Source organism: Campylobacter sp. JMF_01 NE2 (assembly GCF_027737365.1).
Lineage (GTDB): Bacteria > Campylobacterota > Campylobacteria > Campylobacterales > Campylobacteraceae > Campylobacter_B.
Genome location: NZ_JAOVTR010000001.1, coordinates 290,777 through 312,507, shown reverse-complemented (window position 1 = coordinate 312,507; position 21,731 = coordinate 290,777). Strand labels below are relative to the sequence as shown.

The 21,731-nt window shown below is 42.7% G+C and carries 24 protein-coding genes; 9 read left to right on the top strand and 15 right to left on the bottom strand.

Annotated features, from left to right (window positions below):
• Positions 1-38 precede the first annotated feature (38 nt).
• From nuoN to OFO01_RS01625, 14 genes are read right to left on the bottom strand one after another with little or no spacing between them, the layout of a single operon-like run.
• Complete coding sequence (nuoN, locus tag OFO01_RS01690; RefSeq protein WP_270858450.1) at positions 39-1,520, bottom strand: NADH-quinone oxidoreductase subunit NuoN; 1,482 nt, start codon at positions 1,518-1,520, stop codon at positions 39-41.
• On the bottom strand, positions 1,510-3,033 hold the full coding sequence (locus tag OFO01_RS01685) for an NADH-quinone oxidoreductase subunit M (protein ID WP_270858449.1): 1,524 nt from the start codon (positions 3,031-3,033) through the stop codon (positions 1,510-1,512). The genes nuoN and OFO01_RS01685 overlap by 11 nt, the downstream gene beginning before the upstream one ends.
• Positions 3,034-3,041: 8 nt before the next feature.
• Complete coding sequence (nuoL, locus tag OFO01_RS01680; protein WP_270858448.1) at positions 3,042-4,889, bottom strand: NADH-quinone oxidoreductase subunit L; 1,848 nt, start codon at positions 4,887-4,889, stop codon at positions 3,042-3,044.
• Positions 4,882-5,202: an NADH-quinone oxidoreductase subunit NuoK gene (gene nuoK / locus OFO01_RS01675; RefSeq protein WP_270858447.1), complete on the bottom strand. Its 321-nt coding sequence runs from the start codon at positions 5,200-5,202 to the stop codon at positions 4,882-4,884. Before nuoK ends, nuoL begins: the two co-directional genes overlap by 8 nt.
• Positions 5,199-5,738 (bottom strand): NADH-quinone oxidoreductase subunit J, encoded by a 540-nt coding sequence (locus tag OFO01_RS01670; RefSeq protein ID WP_270858446.1) that lies wholly within the window; start codon positions 5,736-5,738, stop codon positions 5,199-5,201. Before OFO01_RS01670 ends, nuoK begins: the two co-directional genes overlap by 4 nt.
• Positions 5,735-6,346, bottom strand: a complete 612-nt coding sequence (gene nuoI, locus OFO01_RS01665; protein ID WP_270858445.1) for an NADH-quinone oxidoreductase subunit NuoI — start codon at positions 6,344-6,346, stop codon at positions 5,735-5,737. The genes OFO01_RS01670 and nuoI overlap by 4 nt, the downstream gene beginning before the upstream one ends.
• A gap of 8 nt (positions 6,347-6,354) precedes the next feature.
• Positions 6,355-7,350 carry an NADH-quinone oxidoreductase subunit NuoH gene (nuoH, locus tag OFO01_RS01660; protein ID WP_270858444.1) on the bottom strand — a complete coding sequence of 332 codons (996 nt, stop codon included), beginning with the start codon at positions 7,348-7,350 and terminating at the stop codon, positions 6,355-6,357.
• Positions 7,343-9,679, bottom strand: coding sequence for an NADH-quinone oxidoreductase subunit G (locus tag OFO01_RS01655; RefSeq protein WP_270858443.1), 2,337 nt, complete (start codon positions 9,677-9,679; stop codon positions 7,343-7,345). The genes nuoH and OFO01_RS01655 overlap by 8 nt, the downstream gene beginning before the upstream one ends.
• A complete protein-coding gene (locus OFO01_RS01650) occupies positions 9,679-10,386 on the bottom strand; it encodes a hypothetical protein (RefSeq protein ID WP_270858442.1) in 708 nt (235 codons plus the stop codon). The genes OFO01_RS01655 and OFO01_RS01650 overlap by 1 nt, the downstream gene beginning before the upstream one ends.
• Entirely contained in the window at positions 10,383-10,613 is a 231-nt protein-coding gene (locus tag OFO01_RS01645; protein ID WP_270858441.1) for an NADH-ubiquinone oxidoreductase subunit E family protein, read from the bottom strand. Before OFO01_RS01645 ends, OFO01_RS01650 begins: the two co-directional genes overlap by 4 nt.
• Positions 10,610-11,836 (bottom strand): NADH dehydrogenase (quinone) subunit D, encoded by a 1,227-nt coding sequence (gene nuoD / locus OFO01_RS01640; protein WP_270858440.1) that lies wholly within the window; start codon positions 11,834-11,836, stop codon positions 10,610-10,612. Before nuoD ends, OFO01_RS01645 begins: the two co-directional genes overlap by 4 nt.
• On the bottom strand, positions 11,836-12,633 hold the full coding sequence (locus OFO01_RS01635; protein ID WP_270858439.1) for an NADH-quinone oxidoreductase subunit C: 798 nt from the start codon (positions 12,631-12,633) through the stop codon (positions 11,836-11,838). The genes nuoD and OFO01_RS01635 overlap by 1 nt, the downstream gene beginning before the upstream one ends.
• A complete protein-coding gene (locus OFO01_RS01630; RefSeq protein WP_270858438.1) occupies positions 12,633-13,142 on the bottom strand; it encodes a NuoB/complex I 20 kDa subunit family protein in 510 nt (169 codons plus the stop codon). Before OFO01_RS01630 ends, OFO01_RS01635 begins: the two co-directional genes overlap by 1 nt.
• Positions 13,124-13,513: an NAD(P)H-quinone oxidoreductase subunit 3 gene (locus OFO01_RS01625; RefSeq protein ID WP_270858437.1), complete on the bottom strand. Its 390-nt coding sequence runs from the start codon at positions 13,511-13,513 to the stop codon at positions 13,124-13,126. Before OFO01_RS01625 ends, OFO01_RS01630 begins: the two co-directional genes overlap by 19 nt.
• A 207-nt stretch (positions 13,514-13,720) precedes the next feature.
• Here OFO01_RS01625 and OFO01_RS01620 point away from each other — a divergent pair, with 207 nt between their 5' ends.
• Positions 13,721-15,283, top strand: a complete 1,563-nt coding sequence (locus OFO01_RS01620; RefSeq protein ID WP_270858436.1) for an inorganic phosphate transporter — start codon at positions 13,721-13,723, stop codon at positions 15,281-15,283.
• Positions 15,284-15,704: 421 nt separating this feature from the next.
• Here OFO01_RS01620 and miaA read toward each other — a convergent pair whose 3' ends face one another.
• Entirely contained in the window at positions 15,705-16,583 is an 879-nt protein-coding gene (gene miaA, locus OFO01_RS01615; protein ID WP_270858744.1) for a tRNA (adenosine(37)-N6)-dimethylallyltransferase MiaA, read from the bottom strand.
• A 127-nt stretch (positions 16,584-16,710) separates the two neighbouring features.
• On the opposite strand from miaA, the gene mqnP reads away from it, so the two are divergent.
• The 8 genes from mqnP to OFO01_RS01575 all read left to right on the top strand — a co-directional run bounded on the left by mqnP (position 16,711) and on the right by OFO01_RS01575 (position 21,665).
• Positions 16,711-17,580, top strand: coding sequence for a menaquinone biosynthesis prenyltransferase MqnP (gene mqnP, locus OFO01_RS01610; RefSeq protein ID WP_270858435.1), 870 nt, complete (start codon positions 16,711-16,713; stop codon positions 17,578-17,580).
• Positions 17,581-17,589: 9 nt separating this feature from the next.
• Positions 17,590-17,949 carry a hypothetical protein gene (locus tag OFO01_RS01605; protein WP_270858434.1) on the top strand — a complete coding sequence of 120 codons (360 nt, stop codon included), beginning with the start codon at positions 17,590-17,592 and terminating at the stop codon, positions 17,947-17,949.
• Between the two features lie 82 nt (positions 17,950-18,031).
• Positions 18,032-18,997, top strand: coding sequence for a GTP 3',8-cyclase MoaA (moaA, locus tag OFO01_RS01600; RefSeq protein ID WP_270858433.1), 966 nt, complete (start codon positions 18,032-18,034; stop codon positions 18,995-18,997).
• 2 nt (positions 18,998-18,999) lie between these two features.
• Entirely contained in the window at positions 19,000-19,749 is a 750-nt protein-coding gene (locus tag OFO01_RS01595) for a 7-carboxy-7-deazaguanine synthase QueE (protein ID WP_270858743.1), read from the top strand.
• On the top strand, positions 19,746-20,327 hold the full coding sequence (locus OFO01_RS01590) for a 6-pyruvoyl trahydropterin synthase family protein (RefSeq protein WP_270858432.1): 582 nt from the start codon (positions 19,746-19,748) through the stop codon (positions 20,325-20,327). The genes OFO01_RS01595 and OFO01_RS01590 overlap by 4 nt, the downstream gene beginning before the upstream one ends.
• The gene (locus OFO01_RS01585) at positions 20,327-20,512 is read left to right on the top strand and encodes a hypothetical protein (RefSeq protein ID WP_270858431.1); all 186 of its coding nucleotides are present in this window, start codon (positions 20,327-20,329) and stop codon (positions 20,510-20,512) included. The genes OFO01_RS01590 and OFO01_RS01585 overlap by 1 nt, the downstream gene beginning before the upstream one ends.
• Positions 20,512-21,009: a hypothetical protein gene (locus tag OFO01_RS01580; protein ID WP_270858430.1), complete on the top strand. Its 498-nt coding sequence runs from the start codon at positions 20,512-20,514 to the stop codon at positions 21,007-21,009. The genes OFO01_RS01585 and OFO01_RS01580 overlap by 1 nt, the downstream gene beginning before the upstream one ends.
• Positions 21,009-21,665, top strand: a complete 657-nt coding sequence (locus tag OFO01_RS01575) for a 16S rRNA (uracil(1498)-N(3))-methyltransferase (protein ID WP_270858429.1) — start codon at positions 21,009-21,011, stop codon at positions 21,663-21,665. Before OFO01_RS01580 ends, OFO01_RS01575 begins: the two co-directional genes overlap by 1 nt.
• Positions 21,666-21,731: the final 66 nt, after the last annotated feature.

Sequence of the window (21,731 nt, the reverse complement as noted above, 5' to 3'; positions counted from 1 at the left end):
GCTAAATTTTGGCTCAAATTTGAGCCAAAATTTTAAATTTAAAGCAAAACCTTACCCATACTACTACTTATAAAATCCACAAGAAACGGCATTATAGCGCACAAAACCGCGCACAAAGCCACGGCGAAATTTATCGGCGCGCTACTTTGGCGCAGTGCGGCGCGAAATTTAGCCGAGCGAAAGTCCGCCTCGCACAAAAACATACACACGATTAAACGCAGATAATAATACAGCGCAACCGCGCTATTTACTGCCATTATCACAGCCAAGCCGTAAAATTCGCCCCTAATAGCAGAGCCAAGCAAATATAATTTACCCCAAAACAGCCCAAACGGCGGAATCCCAGCAAGGCTCAGCATAAAAATAACCAGAGCAATCGCGCGCAGTGGAAATGTGTGGATAAGACCGTTAAATTTCTCGTATGGATACTCAAAACGGCTCCAAATTTCGTTACTTGCGCCGTGCAAATCCCTTTTCTCTCTCGCGCTCCAAAGCACGGCAAACGCGCCTAAATTCGCCATTGCGTATAAAACCCAATAAACAAAAAGGCTTAAATTCGCTTCCGTCGTGCCGATAACTATGGCGCAAAGCCCAAATCCAGCGTGGCTAATCGCGCTGTAAGAGAGCATGCGTTTGACATCGTGCTGGACTAGTGCCATGACATTTGCCACGCTCATTGTAAGCACGGCGATTGCGTATAAAACCGAGTTAAGCCACGCTACGCCTATGTTTTGCAAACCTTCAAAAAGCCTAATGGCTACGATGAAGGCTGCGATTTTAGGCGCGACGGACATAAAGCCACTAAGGGCTGAGCTAGCGCCCTCGTAAGCGTCCATAATCCATGCGTGAAATGGGATAAACGATAGCTTAAAGCCGATAGAAGCTATCATAAATGCACTTGCGCCAAACAGAGCCGCGCTCGTGCTAAGGCCTGAATTTTGCGCAATCATAGCGATTTGCGAAATTTCAAACGAGCCTGTGATTAAGAAAAATAGCGCCGCGCCAAATGCGTAAAATGCAGAACCCAGCGCGCCCATTACGAAGTATTTGAGCGCAGCCTCAGCAGAGCGCGCGCGGTTGTGCATGGCAATGAGTGTATAAAGTGCCAGCGATGAGGTTTCAAGTCCAACGAAAATCATCATTAAATTTTCGCTTGATACCATAAATTCATACCCTAAAATCATAAAAAGAAAAATGGCGAAAAACTCCGCCACGCTGTATTCGTGCGCACTTTTAGCCCCCAAAGATAGCCAGATATAAAACACGCTACAACCCAAAATTATGAGTGTTGCAAGAATTGCTAGATTATCAACTAGCATAATATCGAAAAAGCCTCTTGCGCCGCCGCTGTATCCAAAAACGAAGCCAAAGTCCAAAATAAGGGCTAAAAGTGTGATTATGGCGTAGAAGTTTTGGGGTAATTTGCGCCCAAAAAGGCAAAGTACTAAAATCAGTAGCGCAAACACGCACAAAATCGCCATTGGCACGATTACGGCTAAATTTAAAAGACTATTTTGCATTTGTCACCACCTTGAAATTTGCTTTTTCTATATAGTTTTTGGTGGCTAAATTTTGGGCGTTGTGCGCCATGAGAGCGATATTTTCGCTCACACTTGGCGAAATGCGACTAAGCATAAAATTTGGCGCGACACCTAGGAAAATGCACAAAACACAAATCGGAACAATGCTTGAAATTTCACTAAATTTCAAATCTTTTAAGCTTCTGTTTTGTTCGACGCAAATTTTGCCAAAAAATGTTTTTTTGTATAAATTTAAGCTATAAATCGCCCCCATAACTATACCAAATCCGCCAAAAAGTGCATACGAAAAGCTGATTTTATAAATGCCAAGCAGACTTAAAAACTCGCCCACAAATCCAATCGTAAGCGGAAGTCCAATCCCACTAAATAAAACCACGCCAAAGCAAAAGGCATAAACTGGCATAATTTTGGCAAGTCCGCCAAATTCGCTTAGTAGCTTTGTGTGGCGTCTATCATAGATAAATCCCACAAGCATAAAAAGCCCGCCAGAGGTGATTCCGTGGCTAATCATCAAAAATATCGCCCCGCTAATGCCCTCGCTTCCAAGCGAGAAAATGCCTAGTATTATCACGCCCATGTGAGCGATAGAGCTGTAAGCGACGACTTGTTTTATGTCTTTTTGCGCAAATGCGATGAAGCTGGTATAAATCACCATAATTATCGCCAAAACGCACATTAAAGGGGCGAAATGCACGCACGCATCAGGGAAAAGTGGCAACGAAAATCGCACGAAGCCGTAGGTTCCCATTTTTAGCAAAACAGCCGCTAGCAAAACAGAGCCGATTGTAGGAGCCTGTCCGTGCGCGTAAGGTAGCCAAGTGTGAAATGGAAACATCGGCGTTTTTATCGCAAAAGCAATTCCAAAAGCCAAAAATAGCAAATTTTGCGCATTTATTGGCAAATTTAGCCCCTGCCATGCGATGAGATTAAAGCTTAGTTCGCCCGTGGATTTGTAGTATAAATACGCCATTGCGATTAGCCCCACGAGCAAAAACATAGAGCCAAAAAATGTGTAGATAAAAAATTTCACCCCAGCATAAATCCTGCGCCCGCTTCCCCACGCGCCGATGATATAGAGCATTGGGATAAGAGAGAGCTCCCAAAATATATAAAATAAAATCGCATCAAGCGCGACAAAAACCCCAATCATCGTCATTTCTAAAAACAAAACCGAGATGATTAAATTTTTAACCCTCTCCCTTATGCTTAGGCTAATTAGGGCCAAAAATGTCATTAGCGTGCTTAAAATCACCAAAAATAGGCTAATCCCATCTACGCCGATAAAATAGCTTATCCCATACGCGCTAATTATGCTAGCCGAGGTGCTAAACGCAATTCCGCCCTCATAAAAAGCCAGCAAAAAGAGCGAAAGCGCAAATTCTATCAAGCTCATAATCACAGCGTATGTTTTTATGCTCCTCTCATCGATAAAAACCCCAAGCGCCCCAGCAATGGCTGGGAAAAATATAATTAAACTTAAAAAATGCTCCATAATCTACCTTAAATCAAAAATACTAAAACCAAAAGCGCAAAAAAGCCAAAAATCATCAATCTCAAATTTGCACTCAAATTTGTCCCGTCGTTTGCGCCTTGGAGCGCAAAGCCCATTTTTAGTAGCGCCTTGGCGATTAAATCTACAATACTATCAATGATCGCGCTATCTATTTTGGCGCAAATTTGGCTTATGATTTTATAGCTTCCCACTATGAAAATGTCGTAAAATTGCGGTATGAAATACTGTGCGCTTAAAATTTTGTAAATTTTAGAATTTTTCAAATTTGGGCTAAATTTTGCGTTTTTATACGCAAAAATTGTAGCGATTGCCACAACGCTAATAGCACCTAGCGTCAAAGTGATTAGTAAAATTTCTGTGTTGTGCGAAATTTCATTATGAAAGCTTGGCAAAACATAGCCCACAAAGCCGTAAAACTCAGGCGCAAAAAAGCCGCAAATCATCGTCAAAACCGCCAAAACGCTCATTGCAAGCAGGGCATAAGACTTCGCTTCGTGCGGGTGGTGGTCGTATTTTTTTTCGCCAAAAAAGACAAGCATTAAAAGCCTAAAACTATAAAATGTAGTCAAAATTGCGCCAAAAAACAAAACCGCCCAGATAAAGTGCGCCCCGCTAGCAAAGGCAGTTTCTAAAATTTTATCCTTTGAGAAAAATCCAGAAAATGGATAAAATCCGCAAAGTGCTAGCGAACCGATACTCATAAGCGCAAGGCTAGGCTTCATAAATTTAGCCAGCGCGCCCATTTTTTGGATATTTAGTTTGCCCGCCATAGCGTGCATTACATTTCCAGCCCCAAGGAAAAGAAGCGATTTAAAAAACGCGTGAGTTACAAGGTGAAAAAGCGCGATAGCATACGCCCCAAGCCCTGCTGCTACGAACATATAGCCAAGTTGCGAGAGCGTAGAGTAGGCTATGATTTTTTTAAGATCATTATGCACGCACGCCATTGACGCGGCAAAAATCGCTACAAACGCCCCAAGATAGGTGATAGCTTGCGCCACATCAGGGGCGAGCGCAAAGATAGAATTTGCCCTAATCACCAAATAAACGCCAGCCGTAACCATAGTCGCAGCGTGGATTAGCGCAGAAACCGGCGTCGGTCCTGCCATAGCGTCAGCTAGCCATGTGTGAAATGGAAACTGCGCGCTTTTGCCCATAGCACCGATGAAAAGCAAGGCAGCAATGAGCGCAAGTGCGCCCCTATCGGCACTGCTAGCATTTGCTAGGACATCATCATAGGCAAACGAGCCGAAATTTAGATAAATCGCAAAAATTCCAAGTAGCATGGCAAGGTCGGCTACGCGGTTCATGATAAAGGCTTCGTTCGCGCACCAGCTGTTATTATCCCTATCGTGCCAAAAGCCGATTAGTAGCCACGAGCAAAGCCCCACGCCCTCCCAGCCGATAAAAAGCCCGATAAAGTTATCGCTTAGCACTAAAACTAGCATTGAAAAGACAAAAAGCCCAAGGTAAGCGAAAAATTTGGCAAAGCCCGGGTCTTTTTGCATATAATAAATCGAATAAATATGCACCACAGAGCTTACAATCCCCACGGTAATCGCCATAATCGTGCTAAGAGCGTCAATCATCACGCCGTATTTTATGTTTAGTTCGCCCACACTTATGAAATTTGCTAGCGCAATGTCCATACCGCCGTTTTGCAGGACAAATTCCACTAGCCACAGCGAAGCGATTGTGCCAAGCACTATTAGGCACGAGCAGATGATGCCTACGAATAATTTATCTTTTAATTTGATAAAAATCCCAGCGAAAATCGCCGAAACTAGCGGGGCAAAAAGTGCGATTAATAGCCAAAAAAACATAGTATCAAGCATTTTTTTCTCCGCGCGGAATTTTAAAATTTACAAAACTATCTATTTCGATACTGCCTGTTTTTTTATACCATAAAATCAAAAGTGCTAACCCCACGGCGATCTCGCTAGCAGCGATTGCAATGATAAAAAGGGCGAAAATTTCGCCATTTAAATTTTGGTGAAATTTAGCGATTGCCACAAGGGCTAAATTTGCCGAATTTAGCAAAATTTCGGTTGAGAAAAATAGCATTATTAAATTTTGCCTTTTCATAACCCCCACAAGCCCCAAAACAAACATAAGACTTGCCACGATTAAATAGTGATTTAGGCTCATGCTTCCTCCTTTATTGCGCTCTCTTCGTAGCTTTGGCAAACATCCATTTGTTTGTGAGTTAGCACGATAGCGCAAATCATCGCCACAAGTAGCATTATGGCGACCACCTCGAAAATCAGCAAATATTTCGTAAAAAGCAGAGTTCCGATAGCTTGGATATTGTCGCTATTTGGGATTTTTAGGCTTGGCGCGTCATTTGCGATGAGCGCACCTGAGATGATTAGCACTAGCAAAAGCGCGATAAAAACGGCTAAGGTGTAGAAAATTTTGGCATGTTTTGCGCTCTCTTTAACATTTTTGCTAGCGTCAAAAAACATAAGCGAAAATCCATACAGCACCATTACAGCGCCCGTATAGACTATGATTTGCACTACGCCTAAAAATTCAGCCCCGAGCAAAAAGAAAAATCCGCTCAAAAATATCATGCCACCAGCTAGCGCGCTCATAGCATAAAGCAAATTTCGCGAAAACACGCTCACGCTAAAAAGCCCCAAGGCAAGGATTGCGAAAAAATAAAACGCAAAAGCCTCTATCATAAGCTCTCCTTTTCATCGCTAAAATACGCAGTAGGCGTGCGCTTCACGCGCGCTCCTGCGTCCGCGTCCAAGTTTCCATAGCCTTCGAATTCTTTATTTGCATCTACTAAGCACAAATCCTCGCCCCTGCTTAAAAAATCCTCTTTAAATCCATAATACGCTCGCTGTTCGCTTGCTAGCTCGTATTCGCTACCATGGACGATTGCGATTTCTGGGCAGACATCGGCGCACAGCCCGCAATACACGCACCTGCCTAAATTTATGGAGTAGTTTTCGACCTTTTTGCGTCCGTCGCTTCCAAGGCTAGTTTGCATAGCAATACAGTTTGAGACGCAGATTTTTTCGCATAGCCCACAGCCTATGCAACGCTCATTTCCGCTTTCTAGCAATCTCATTAGCCTATGCACACCACGATACCTTAATCCCAAATCAAATTTTTCTTGCGGATAGATTAGGGTGTGTGTATTGCCACGGGCAAGCATTTGGCGAAGCACGACCCAAAGCCCCACAAAAAGCTCGCCTCTAAATGTGCGAATTAAAAATTCTCTAAATTTATCTTTGTTATTTAAAAGTGGTTTTCGTTTGTCGATTTCTTTGTAAATTCCCATGTTTTTTCCTATAAAATCACAATGCCAGTGATTAAAATACTAAGTAGCGCTAGTGGCATGCAAACCTTCCAACAAAGCGCCATTAGCTGGTCTGGGCGCAGGTGCGGAAATGCCGCTCTGCTCCATAAAAACAAAAAGAAGAAAAAGCCCGCTTTAAGGGCTATCATCACCCAGCCAGGAATAAACCAAAAGCTATTGTATCCGCCAAAAAATATGAGCGAGATTACGATAGAGTAAGTTATCATATTGGCGTATTCGCCGATGAAAAACATACCGCCCCTTAGCCCAGAATACGCTGTGCTAGCCCCTGCTAAAAGCTCGGTTTCGTTCTCGGTAAGGCAAAGTGGCGTGCGGTTACACTCCACAAACGAAGCGATTAAAAATAGCGCGAAGCATACTGGCTCTTTCCACACGAACCACTTCTCAATACCGCCACTTTGGGTATTTACGATATCAATTAGCGAGAGTGAGCCCACAATCATAATAATCGGAATTAGGCTTAAAGCATTAATAACCTCAAAGCTAATTAGCTGCAAAAATGCGCGAAATGAGCCGATTAGGCCGTATTTATTATAGCTTGCCAAACCTCCAATCACTAGCCCATAAACGCCAGCAGCACTAGCTCCAAGCAAAAACAAAAGCGCGACATTTATATCAGCGATAATCGGGCGAATAGTATGCCCAAAAAGGCTAAATTCGGGCAAAAGTGGCACCACACTAATAGCCACAAGCGCAGCTGCCGCTGATATAATCGGCGAAATTTTATAAAGAAACTTATTTGCATGCGTTGGAATCGTATCTTCTTTGGTGATTAGTTTAATCATATCGGCTACGACTTGAAGCACGCCAGCTGGCCCCACGATAGCAGGACCTAATCGGCGCTGCATATAGGCGATGACCTTGCGCTCGATATATGTCGCAAAGCCCGCCATTGTGGCGATTAGAGCGATGATGATTAGACATTTGGCAAAGGTAAATGCGAAATTTAAGGCAAACTCACTCATTATTGCCTCCGATTTTTTCGATTTTTACGGCTTTGTAGCGCGAATTTACAAAAATATTTTGCGTAGGGATTTTTGCGTCAAAATACGGCAAATAAATTCCGCAAAATTCATTGTCAAATTTGACTTTGACTACGATTTTTTCGCCCTCACACTCGATTTTTACTATATCGTTTAGAGCTAAATTTAGCTCTTGTGCGATTTGTGGGTGCATAAATATCGCGCCACTTTCGCCAAGAGCTGCGCTAATGCCGGTAAAGGCGTTAAACTGGTGAAGCGGGTTTGCTTCATAGATTAAAATTTCGCCATTTTTAGCGCAAATCTCATCTGAAACAAAAATGTCAAATTTATTAGCATTTGGCGAAATTTGGCGGTTTTGCAGAGCGTATCCGCGGTGATTTTCCCCGCAGTTGTCATAAAAATTCTCTAAATCATCAAATTTGATTTTTTTGAAATACTCGCCCAAATTTGGCGTGTATGAAATCGCGAAAGAGGCATTAACGCCAAGGGCGTTTGCGATATCGTTTAGCTCGTATCCACCGTATGCCAATGCCGCATTTGTCGGCACTACGCGCTTGTCGTAGTTAGTAAATGTGCCCTCTTGTTGCACTAGGCTAGGCGCGTGTAAATTCGCTTCACTCACACCAAATTTAAAATCGCCGTCCTCGTTGTATCCTAAAATCTCGCCAGCTCCCTTTTCGCCAAGGTTGCAGATTAGCGCCACGCCAAGGCTGTTTGTGCGAGGCGGTATGATTAAGACGCTAAAATTCGTGTATCGCTCAATCATGCCAAGCAGTTTTGCAATGGTGTTTGAGCGTGGGTGTTTGATAAAATCCTCGCCGATGATTAGGGCGGGATTTTGGGCGTTTTGGCAAATTTCGCGGAGGGCGTTTTCGTCTAAATTTAGGTTTTTTGCGAAATTTGAAACTTTATTTTCGCCTGAAATTTCAAAATTTGCGCCCAGTTTTTTATCCAGCCACTCTGGCATTTGCGCGCCAAAATTTTGCAAAATCCATAGCAAAATTTGCGCTTCCAAACCCGCCTTGTGCTGGCATGAGATGAGATTTTTGCCAAATGCGTCTAGCCCGCTATCGCGCACGGCGTGAAAATACAGAGCGCGCGATTTTCGCACTTTTAGGGCGTTATTTAGCGCGTAGGCCAAATTTGGCGCGTCCGAGCGCAAAAAACTGCCCGCACACACGATAAAATCGCTATTTCGCACGGCTTGTTCGCTCCCGCTGTATAATTTCATACCGCTATATTCGCTAAAATTTCGCAAAAAATCTTGATATCTTTTGGCCTCGTAATTTATCAAATTTAAGTCAAATCTTTCGCGCAAAAGCTCTAAAATTCGCGCTTCCTCGTTTGTAATGAAGCTGTTAAATTTGATATTTTTGATAACGCCAGTTTTTATTTTTTCTACAATTTCGTTAAATTTGGCTTCATTTTTAACCGCGTTTTCGTTCGAAAAATCCCAGCCAAAGCGCGCCCCAGCGTGAAGAGGGGCAAAATTTATATCGCTACTTACGCGGTAAATTTTCTCGCCACTCTCGCTTATGGATTTGCGTTTTACCTCGTAAAAAAGCAGTTCGCAATCGCTCGTGTGCGGGTTGGAGGCTGGTATTTTGCGAAGCTCCCAAGCATTTGAGCTGTATTTAAAGGCACTCACGATTAGCGCGCCAGTAGGGCATGCGGCCGCGCACTCGCCGTAATTTACGCAATCATCATCATCGCTAACGCGCGCGATTAGGCTTTTTTGCATTTTATTTAGCACGGCGTAGGCGTCTTTTGGCATGCTGTCTTTTAAATTTGGACTTAGTGGCTCGCCCTGGCGTGCTACTAGTTTAAAGGCGTCAAATCCTAGGCGATCTTTGGCGGTTTTTATGCAGCGCTCACACACAATGCAAAGGCTAGGATCGTAGCTCAAAAACCCCCAATCCTCTACCTTTTTCGCGCTATCAACCACGGCGAAAGATTGAGTGCTAACGCGCATTTGCTGGGTTAGGTTTTGCAATTCGCACTCGCCACTTTTATCGCATACACCGCACTCCAATGGGTGATTTATACAATAAACCTGCATTATGGCGTTGCGCTCTTTGCTTAAATTTGGCGAGTTTGTGATCACGCTCATGCCCTCTTTTGCCTTGGCGTTACAGCTATATACTACCTTTTCATCGGCTTCGACCATACACAGCCTGCACGCTAGCGTGGGCGACGCGCCATGCAGGTAGCATAGAGTCGGGATATAAATCCCGTTTTCGCGCGCGATTTCTAAAATGCTCTGCCCTTCGCTAAATTCGCAAATTTGCCCGTCAATTGTAATTTTTGCCATTAAATCCTGCTTATTTTGGCTATTTCGAAGTCATAGCCACTAAAATTTTCTCCCCCAAAACCAAGTCTTGCGACCGTGCCTTTTAAATTTGCGTCTAATTCAAATTTGCGTTTTACGCTAAAATTTGGCGTGCTTATCTCGCACATATCGCCGTCTTTGATCTTTGCGACCATGCTAAAATACGCCCCACCGACGAATTTATCGTCGAGGCTGTGTTTGAAAACCACGGCACCGTCGAAGCTTTCAAGCTCTTTTAGCTCGGTTAAATTTTGCTTTTGCGGGCAAAATTCCTCGCCATTTAGGCGCAAAATTTTAAATTTATACTCATCTTGCAAAAGCGATAAAAATGTTTGGATATTTGCTTTATCGCTGTGAGTGTCGATAAGAGCGTCATCTATAATGAGGATTTCGCAACCACTCAAAAATTCGCTCAAAACCTCGATTTCCTCGTCTCCGACATTGCTCTCTGCGCTCATAAACGCGTCGTCTAAATCCTCAAAAAACGCCTTTTGTGTGGCGTCCAAATTTGGCAAACTCATACACAAAAGCGCCAAAACATAGCCCTGTGCGCCGATTTCGCATTTGATTAAATTTTCATAGCCCTCATCTTGCAGAGCAGAAAGGGTTAAAATTTCATCATTTTTAAATTTTTCCCATAAATTTGGTGCTTGCAATCTTAGCAACGAAGCGCAATTTAGTATTTTCATTTTTTTCCTTTTCTAGCGACTATCATCCAGTCAGCTTGGTTGTATCTAAGTGAGTTTAAAAGTGTCGAATTTAGCCCTTCCACGAGGTTTGCACTGGCTTTGATTTGGTCGAATTCGCCCATTTCAAAGATAAAAATCATAGTCTCGTTTGGGGCAGAGTTTTTCAAAATTTCCCCCATGCGGTTTAGGAAATTTCCCCGTAAATGGCGCAAATCGTATCGTTTCATCGATCCACCTCGCCAAGAAGTATGTTTGAACTACCGATTATCGCGGCTGCGTCGGCTAGGTAGTGGCCTGGCAGTATCTCCTCATACAGCGCGCAGTGCCAAAAGCTAGGCGTGCGCACTTTGAGCCGATACGGGCGCGAATCCCCTGTGGAGTAAATGTAGTATCCAAGCTCGCCCTTTGGGGTCTCGGTAGCGTGATAAATCTCGCCAGCAGGGGGTTTTAGCCCTTGCGTAATCAAAACGAAATGTTGCATGAGCGAGTAGTTTTGCGTCATAATCTGCTCTTTGCTAGGGCTTATGAATTCCGGATTATCGGCTAAAATTCCAGCTGGCGAGCTTTTATACAGCCCCGCACACTGGCGCAAAATTTTAAGACTTTCCTTCATTTCGGCGATATAGCATTTATACCTAGCGTAGCAATCCCCGGCGTTCGCGTAAGGCACATCGAAGTCTAGCTCGTCGTATATGAGATAAGGCTCCTCTTTTCTGATATCCCATTTATGTCCGCTAGCCCTTAGCATGACGCCAGAACAGCCCAAATTTAGGGCGTCTTCTTTGGAGATTACACCGACATCTTGGGTGCGCAAAAGCCAAATTCTATTATTATCTAGCAAATCTTCAAATTCTTTAATATCATTTGGGAAATCATCGCAAAAGCTAAGCATTTCCTCGCACCAAAGCTCAGGCAAATCCACAAAAACGCCACCGATTTTTATGCTGTTGTGTGTTAGCCTTGCGCCGCAGTATTTTTCTATGAGATCCAATACATGCTCGCGCGAGCGAAAGCAGTATAAAAATACGCTCATAGCCCCGATATCTAGGGCGTGCGTGCCCAAAAAAAGCAGGTGAGAGCTAATGCGATTTAACTCTAATAAAATCGTGCGAATGATCTGCGCTCTGCGTGGCACCTCGATATCACATAGCTTCTCCACAGTAGCGCAAAATCCGTAGTTATTCGCGCTTGCTGCGATATAATCCATGCGATCAGTTACTGGCACAAATTCGCTATAAATCATATTTTCTGCCATTTTTTCCACGCCTCGGTGCATGAAGCCAACCTCTGGGCGTGCGCGCACGATTAGCTCGCCGTCGAGTTCTAAGACTAATTTTAGCTGACCATGCGCGCTAGGGTGCTGGGGGCCGAAATTTAGTATCATATTGCTCCCAACGCGCGTAAATTCGGCATTTTCGAAAAATGGTCTAAGTTTGGTCGGTTTTTGCATTATTTTCTCTCTGTTATGATTTTGTGTGCGCCGCGTTTGGCCTTTTTGATAAAGCGCACTCCGCCAGATTCTTGGTATTCTTGCGCGCTAGCTTTGCTCGGTCTAGCCTCGCCATAAGGGGTCTCGTGGTTTATGCGCGAGAAATTAAATGTATCTTTGTCATCAACCATAGCCGAATCGCGGTTTTCCTCGCCGATTAATTCTCTATTTTCGCGCCCGAAAATTTTATCCACCTCATACCATTTGGCAAATTCATCGCCTTGGAGCGGATATGATTTTAAAAGTGGGTGGCCAAACCAGTCATTTGGCATTAAAATTCGCCCTAAATTTGGGTGGCTCGCAATCCATACCCCCATCATATCGTATAATTCACGCTCCGCCCAGTTCGCGCTTTTAAAAATACCTGTCGCGCTTGGCAGATACTCGCCGGTTTTTACGAAGCATTTTGCTCTCATACGGCGCGCTCTGCCGATGTCAAGTAGCTGATAAAAGACCTCGATTCCACCACTTTTAGCTATGAAATCAACCCCGCTTAGCTCGCATAAAATTTCATATCCTAGCTCTTTGCATGCTTGAAGCGCAGACAAAATTTCATCTTTTTGCGTGTAAATTACAAGGGTATCGAATTCGACATAGGCGTTTAAAATTTCAAATTTGGCTAAATTTGATAAATTTTCAAAATCATCGCTAAATTTGGAATTTTTCGGGTCAAATTTTTCACTTTTTTTGGGGACGAAAAATCTATCGTTGTAGTAGTTTTTCGCGCTTTTATCGCCCTTTGGTGTGTATTTTCTCATCAAATCAGCCTTTTTGGTTTTTGCGTTCTATTTGCTCTTTCGCGGCGGATTTTTTTCTGCAAAATCATCAGCGCAAACTGCAATGTCTCTGGTCTGGGTGCACAGCCTGGCAGGTAAATATCCACAGGCACCACTCTATCGCAGCCCTGAACCGTGGCGTATGTGTTAAACATACCGCCTGTATTGGCGCAAGAACCCATTGAAATCACCCATTTTGGCTCAGGCATCGCGTCATATAGTCTGCGGGTGAATTCGGCGTGTTTTTTCGTAAGCGTGCCTGCGATTATCATCACATCGGCTTGTTTGGCTGAGGCGCGAAAAATCGTCCCAAACCTGTCGAAATCATACCTGCCAGCGCCTGCGGCCATCATCTCTATCGCGCAACACGCTAGCCCATAGGTCATAGCCCACAGCGAATTTGACCTGCCCCAATTTATCAGCTTATCGGCAGTGGTAAGCACGATAGGAAGGCCATTTTCTTTGGTGTAGTTTATTTTGTGCTCTGCCATGAAAGCGCTCCTTTTTTCCACGCATAAACAAATCCCACGCCAAGCAATGCGATGAATAAAATCATCTCGGCAAATCCAAACGCGCCTAAGAGTTTGAAATTCACAGCCCACGGAAACATAAAGATAATCTCAACATCAAAAAGTATAAATAAAACAGCGACTATGTAAAAGTGTGAATTTATCGAATTTGGCTGTTTTACGGCCTCTGGGCCTGCTTCGTAAAAATCATTTTTCAATCTCTCATCATTGCGATTGGCGAGTTTTTTACTGATAATCGAGCTAAATTTCACGGTGAGTGAAAACACGCAAAACGCCAAAATAAACATAATAAAAATGCCTAAATATGACGAATCGTTTGGAAGTCTTGACATTTTTTACCTTAAATTTGAAAATTTGGCTTAATTTTATCATTTTATGATTTATAAAATCTTACTTTGCGTTTTAAATAAGCTTTTTCATAAAAATTTAAGAAAAAAGATAAAAAATGTCAATATAAATTTTGCCCCCGTTTTTTAGTTTTTTTTAAATGGATAAAGGGTAGAATTGAAAGGTTATTTTTAAATTTTTGGGGATAAATTTTGAAAACACAAAAAATCAACCTCCTTTTAATCGGCATAACTCTTGGTGCGATGATATATTTTTTTATTTGGGGTTTTGGATTTATAGGAAATGCTAATAAACTAATCTTCGTAATCTCCGTATTTTTGGGCGTTTTCATGGCGTTTAACATCGGCGGAAACGATGTGGCAAATAGCTTTGGCACAAGCGTGGGAAGCGGGACGCTGACTATCACGCAAGCCCTATGTATCGCGGCTGTGTTTGAAGCAAGTGGCGCAATCATCGCTGGTGGCGAGGTTACGGCGTCGATTAGAAGTGGAATTATCGATTTTGGTGGCTCTCACATACACCCGAGCGATTTTATTTATATTATGATGAGCGCGCTTTTTGCGGCTGGGGCGTGGCTACTTTTCGCTAGCAAGCACGGACTTCCGGTTTCGACCACACACGCGATTGTAGGCGGAATTGTCGGCTCTGGCGTAACGCTTGGATTTTTGATGAATAATCCTGAAATTTCAGCCCTAAGCTTAGTGCAATGGGGCAAAATCGGCAAAATCGCCAGCTCGTGGGTGCTCTCGCCACTTCTTGGAGGGCTTATTTCGTATGGGGTATTTTGGCTGATTAAACACTATATTTTGGATTATAACAAATACGCGCAAATTCGCATTGATCGCATAAAACGCGAAAAAAAAGCACTTCGCAAACTGCACAAAAAAACATTTGAAACGCTCGATGATATCCAAAAAATCGCCTACGCAGAGGCTGTCAATCACGATATCTACGCTATGAAAGACCCTGATTTTGATCCGAGCGAGCTAGATAGCGATTATTATAAAAAAATCGTAAATTTAGATAGGAAAAAAGAGGGCTTAAAATCGCATAGAGCGCTAGAATTTGGAATTCCAGCCGTGGCAGGGATTGGGGCTTTTGTAGTTTCGTCTATGCTGATTTTTAAGGGATTGCAAAATTTAGATTTAGGGCTAAGCGATATTCACAACTACCTAATTATCGGCATGGTTACGGTGGTAACTTGGCTTTTGATGTTTATTTTCGCCAAGACTTTGCGCAGGTCTGATCTGCATAAATCGACATTTTTGATGTTTAGCTGGTTGCAGGTCTTAACAGCGTGCGGATTTGCCTTTTCGCATGGCTCGAACGATATCGCAAACGCCGTAGGGCCGTTTGCTGCGATACTTGATACGCTTGCGAGTGGTTCGATTAACGGTGATAGCCCTGTGCCGCCGCAAATCATGGTAATGTTCGCCGTAGCGCTTATCGTGGGGCTTTGGTTTGTGGGAAAAGAGGTAATTGCCACCGTGGGGACGAATCTGACCGAGATACACCCTGCCTCTGGATTTAGCGCGGAGCTAGCTAGCGCGATCGTAGTCATGGTAGCCTCTGTGTTAGGGCTTCCGATTTCATCGACGCATGTGCTAATCGGTGCGATTTTGGGAATCGGCGTGGTTAATGGCAACACAAACTGGTCTTTGATGAAGCCAATAGGGCTAGCGTGGATTATCACTCTTCCTGCCTCATCGCTTTTAGCCGCGGTGATGTTTATAGTTTTAAGGCATGTGATTTAAATTTTAAATTTGGCGTTACGAGAAATGCGAAGCATTTCCGTAAAATAAAACCAGCTAAATTTTAAAAAGCAACGCTTTTTAAAATTTAGCCACCTTAAAAGCGTCGTCGGGGGTTGGGGGTTTGTAAGGGGGAAGGGGCGCGACCTCGCAATTCAAGCCCCCTTCCCCCTTACGAGAAAAGCACGGTGCAATCTAAAATTTAAAAAAAATCGTTCAATGCTAAATTTAAGTAGAATTTTGAATTTAAATTTCCCTAGATTGCTTCGAATTTGCTACGCAAATTCTCGCAATGACAGCGAATTTGCAAATTTGGAATTTTTATTTCGTAGATTGCTTCGGCGTTATCACGCCTCACAATGACACAAAATTTTTTTGCTCATAGCTTGCGCCATATTTCTTACAATGACAGATTGTGCCAAATTTAGCCGTTTTTACCCAAAAATTCTAAAATTTCTCTCTCTAAAATTTCGCTTGGGGCGTGTATTTTGCCCTCAAACTGCGATTTGTTAAATGTGCGCTGGCGTTTGGCGAGCTGGCGCGTGTGGATTGTGATGAGCTCCTCGCAACTAGCCCTTGAAATCTCGCCTCGCAAATACTCCCCGCACTCCTTCAAACCCACGCAGGATAGGGATTTGCACTCATATCCATATCGCTCAAACAAAAATTTCGCCTCATCTAAAATTCCCGCTTCAAACATTTTTTTGGTTCGAAGTGTGATTCGCTCGTTGATTTCGTCCTTTTCGCGCAAAATTTCAAAAATTTTGAGATTTTTTATCACGGGCTGGGCAGTATTTTTGCGCAAAAATTCGCTTGGAATTTCGCCAGTAGCGACATAAATGCTATACCATTTGCGCAGTCTAAATGTATCAAATGCGCTAAATTTGGCGCAAAACTCACTATCAATTTTTTGCGCAAGCGCGAAAATTTCGCTATTTTGCGGGAAAATTTGAGCGTCTTGGATTTTGGGCGCAAGGCCTGAGAGCATGGATTTTAGGTAAAATCCGCTTCCGCCTGTGATGATGAGTGGAATTTGCGATTGCGCGGCAAATTCGCGCGCTTTTTCGTATTCTTTGATAAACTCGCCCGCGCTAAAATATTCGTTTGGTTCTATCAAATTTATCCCAAAATACGGCACCTGCGCTAGCTCGTCTTTGCTGGGTTTTGCGCTAGCGATGTCGATTAGCTTATAGACACAAAGTGCGTCCAAACTCAAAATCGCAGCGCCTGTTTTTAGGGCGATTTTGTGCGCTAAATCCGTCTTTCCGCTGGCTGTCGTGCCGATGAGTGCAAGTTGTAAAATTTCGCTCAAATTTTGCCTTTTATTAAATTTTGGGGCTAATTTTAGCAAATTTAAGATAGAAAAATTTAATTATAAATAGATTTTTTGCCAAATTTTTGCTAAAATACCGCCCGAAATAAGGGAATCTATGGAAAAATTTAAACAAATTTTAAAAGATATCAACGAATTAATAGTTTTCAAACACTCGGTTTTTGCCCTGCCGTTTATTTTCGTGGCGATGATAACAGCCTCAAAGGCGCAAAACGGCTCAATGTGGTTTGGCTTTGGACTTTTTGTTTTGGGGATTTTGTGCGCCGTGAGTGCTAGAAGCTTCGCAATGGCCGTAAATCGCTATTTGGACGAAGAAATCGACCGAAACAACCCTCGTTGCGCTTCTCGCCCAAGTGTCGATGGGCGCATAGGTCGCAAAAATATGCTAGCTTTTATCGCGCTAAATGCCGTGATTTTCGTGGTTGTAGCCTATTTTATCAATAGCCTTGCCTTTGGGCTTAGCGTGCCGATTTTGATCGCGCTTGGCTCGTATTCGTATTTCAAGCGATTTAGCGAAACTGCGCATTTAATGCTAGGTCTTTGCCTAGGCCTTGCACCGATTGCCGGAAATATCGCAGTAACAGGCGCGATTTCGATTTGGTCTGTGGTGCTGTGTCTGGGCGTGGTGTTTTGGGTAGGGGGATTTGATGTGCTCTACTCGCTCCAAGATATGGAGTATGATAGGCAAAATGGGCTATTTAGCATACCGTCGCGTTATGGCAAAGAGGCTTCGATGTTTATTTCGAAGCTTTTTCATGCAATTTGTGTGATTTTTTGGTTTTTATACTGTGCGCTGGCAAATTTAGGCACATTTGCCTATATCGGCGTGGCTGTGTGTGCGCTGATTTTATACAAAGAGCATAAAATCGTCGAAAAAGATTTTAGCAAAATCGATAGAGCGTTTTTTACTTTAAACGGATATTTGGGTATTATATTCTTTATATTTGTTTGGATAAGTTTGTTTTAAGGAGATAAAGTGGATTTAAATATGCTTATTATTTTGGGACTTTGTGTAGTTATAGTTTTGATTTTAATCGTTATGTTTATCAAGGACAAACAGACAGATAAAAAATTCGAACGCTTCGATCAGGTCATCACCGATAGCATGCAAGAAAACTATATGTTAAAGAAAAAGCTCGAAGAGCTTCACGCTATGGTAGAAGGCGAGGGCAAAGGCGTAGCCAGCCTAGATATCAACGCAGTCGCTGATGTCATCGATGAGGTGATCGAGCAAAGACTAAGCGGGGTTTCGGCTTTGGTCGATACTAGGGTCGAGGCACAAATCCGCCCGCTTTTAGAGCAGTTAAAAGAGCTACTTGTAAGCGTGAAAAAATAAACCAATCAATATAAAAATAAAATTTTGCAAAAAGAATTTTATTTATATATAATCGCTGAAATTTAGAAATTTAAGGTTTATAATGCTAATCGACAAATTTGGTAGAAATATTAATTATTTGCGAATTTCAGTTACCCAAAAGTGCAATTTCAGGTGCCGTTACTGCATGCCAAACACCCCATTTGAGTGGGTGCCTAGGGAAAATCTTCTAAGCTTTGAGGAGATGTTTAGCTTCGTCAAGGTCGCAATCGATAAGGGCATAGAAAAGATCCGTATCACAGGTGGCGAGCCACTAATCAGGCGAGATATCGCAAAATTTGTCAAAATGATAAGCGATTATGCGCCAAGTATCGATTTAGCCCTTACCACAAACGGATATTATCTCAAAAATTACGCCAAAGATTTAGCTGAGGCTGGGCTAAAACGCATAAATATGTCGCTTGACTCACTTCGCCCAGAGCGCGCCAAATACATCGCTCAAAAGGGCGTTTTATACAATGTCTTAGAAGGTCTTGAAACAGCGCTTGAAGTGGGGCTGAAAGTCAAACTAAACACCGTCGTTTTGCGCGGGATTAATGATGATGAAATTTGCCATTTAATCGAATTTGCCAAAGAACGAGGCGTGCAAATTCGTTTTATAGAGTTTATGGAAAACACTCACGCGCAAAATTTAAAGGGCGTGAAATCAAATGAAATTTTAAAAATCATCGGCGAAAAATACCAAATTTCACCGCTTCAAAAGCAAGCCACCTCCCCAGCTTCGCTTTATGCGTTAGATGACGGCTACACTTTTGGCATAATTGATCCGCACAAACACGATTTTTGCGCTAGTTGCAATAGGCTAAGACTTAGCGCAGAGGGGCATTTGATACCGTGTTTGTATTTCGAGGACGCCCTAAGCATAAAAGAGGCTGTGCGCGCCGGCGACATCGCAAAAGCCAGCGAAATTTTAGCGCAGGTCTTAGAAAACAAACCAGAAAAAAATCGCTGGGAAATCGGCGCTCAAAACGAAATTTCAAGCCGCGCATTTTACCAAACCGGTGGTTGAGATTGCGCCTAGTAGAGAGCTTTTTAAGTATCCAGGGCGAGGGCAAATACTCAGGCAGACTCGCGCTGTTTATGCGCTTTGCAGGGTGCAATCTAAAATGCGCTGGATTTGGCGTGAGCGCGCGCTCAATTAAAACTGGCGAAATTTTGGTTGGGTGCGATACAATCCGCGCGGTGCAGACGGGGCATTTTGAGAGTGAAGAAATCACTAGCGCAAGCCAACTTTTCTTAAAATTTTATGAGCAATTATTAGAAAAAAAATATAAAAATGTTATCGTCGTCATCACCGGCGGAGAGCCACTTTTGCACCACAAAAACGAAATTTTTATTGAATTTATCCAAATTTTACAAAGGTTAAATTACCAGGTGCATTTCGAAACAAACGGCACGATTTTAATCGATTTTGAAAAATTCCCGTTTTACAAAGATTGCGTTTTTGCTATCTCGCCGAAGCTTTCAAATTCGGGCGAACCGCGCGAAAAACGGCTAAATTTCGAGGCTTTAAAAGCGATTAAGAAAAATGCAAAAGATAGTTTTTATAAATTTGTAATTTCGCCTGAATTTGACGCCGAGGCTGAAATTTGCGAAATTTTAGCAGAGTGCGAAAACGAGGTTTTTTGTATGCCTCTTGGCGCAAACAAGGCGGAGTTGGAGCAAAACGCAGAATTTGTCGCTAAATTTTGCATAAAAAATGGTTATAATTACTCCGATAGAGCGCATATTAGAATTTGGAACGATAAGGAAAGTGTATGATAATCAGAAAAATGTATGAGTTCGAAAACGCCCATATAGTGCGCTTTTGCGGGTCGCAAAGGTGCAGACAGAGTATCCATGGGCACTCGTATAAATGCGAGGTTTTACTTAGCTCAAATTACCTTGATAATGCTGGCATGGTCTATGATTTTGGCTATATGAAGCTTGGAATTAGGGATATAATCGATAGTTTTGACCATGCTACGACGATATTTTCTGGCGAGAGTGATGAGTATAAAAACGATTTGAAAAAATACAGCGCGCGCTGGATAGAGATCCCGCAAAATGCGAGCGCGGAGCAGTTTGCGAGAATATTTTTTATCTTAATTCGCAGACTTTTAGAACTAAGCGAAATGAAAAACGGCGAGCGCGAAGTAAGGCTTCATAGCGTCATCGTGCATGAGACTTCCACGGGCTATGCGCAGTGCTTCGAAGAAGACGCCGATAACGAAAATATGGGCAAAATCGAGCTAGAAGAGATTAAATTTTCCCCAGGCGTAATGGCTGAGTGGAGAGATAAAAAAATGTTTGAAAAGCTCGTAAATGGCGTGAAATTTAGCTACGAAAAGGATTGCTAATGAGAGCGAAAATTTTGGGTATTTTTGCGGTTTTAGCACTTTTTACGGGGTGCAAAGAAGAGGAAGAAAAGGTGCTAGAAAAGCCGCCTGTATCTAGCGAGGTGCCTAGTGATGTGAGCATCGCAAACCCTGACCCGCTCCCGCAAATCAACCCGCAACTCCCGCCAGAACCAGTGGTAGAGTAATGGAGTATATGTTTGCTAGCGCGCTAGGCTTTCATAAATTTTTCGCCTTTGTCTTTGGCGTGCTTACGATTATTTATTTTGCATTAACGCGCCTTAAAATCGATAAAAACATTAAATTTTACACTTTAAATTCAGCCGAGAAAAACGGTGTCGTGAAATTTCCTGCTTTGCGAAATTTAAGAGGGATAAAAGCGCGCAAAAAGCTTTTTAATGGGCGAAAATATTTAGCTAGAATTCGCAAATTTTTGCCTGTGTATTACGCTGTTTTGGCAGCGATTGTAACAACTGGGGCTGTGATGTTGCCAGTAATGGCTAGCGTGAGCGTGAGTGTGGGGCTAATGTGCGTAGGCGCAGTGTGCATAATGGGGCTGTGCGCGGTGGGATACAAACGCCTTAAATGCGCATTTTTGGGGCAAAAATTTGAAATTTATCGCGCGCAAATAGCTAAAATTTTGGGCGCAATTTTTGCGATAATTTTGATAGTGAGTTTTATATAATGGTATTTTTTTATGACAAAAACGCAGGAAGCGAAATTTTAGAAATTTTGGGCGAAAATTTTTCGCATTTGCGCGCTAGACGCCTTAGCGTGGGCGATAGAGTGGATTTTAGAAATTTGCGCGATGGGGGCAATTATATCTATGAAATTACCGAAATTTCGCGCAAAACCGCGGTAGCGAATTTGGTTTTTAAAAACTCCGTTATCGCGCCAAAGCACGAATTTTGCCTTGCTTGGGCGGTGGTCGAGCCAAGCGTGATTGAAAAAACACTTCCTAGCCTAAATGAAATGGGCGTGGCAAAAATCATTTTCGTTTATAGCGATTTTTCGCAAAAAAATGTTAGGCTGGATTTAGAGCGCATGGGGCGAATTTTGATAAATTCGTCGTGTCAGTGTGGGCGAAATTCTATTATAGAGCTTGAAATTTTAGCTAGCTCTGACGAGCTTTTGGCTAAATATCCAAATTCGGTTTTGATTGATTTTGAGGGCAAAAGTTTGGAGATTTTTGATAAAAACGAGATTCCTTTTATAGGACCCGAGGGTGGATTTTCCGAAAATGAACGCAAAAAATTTAGCAAATCTTACGAGCTAAATTTACCATATATTTTGCGCTCAAACACCGCGATAATGACTGCTTGCGCAAGGTTGATTTTCTAAAAAAGTCAAATTTGATTTTTTAAAAATTTTATTGTATAATCGCAACCTTTTAAAATTTGCAAGGAG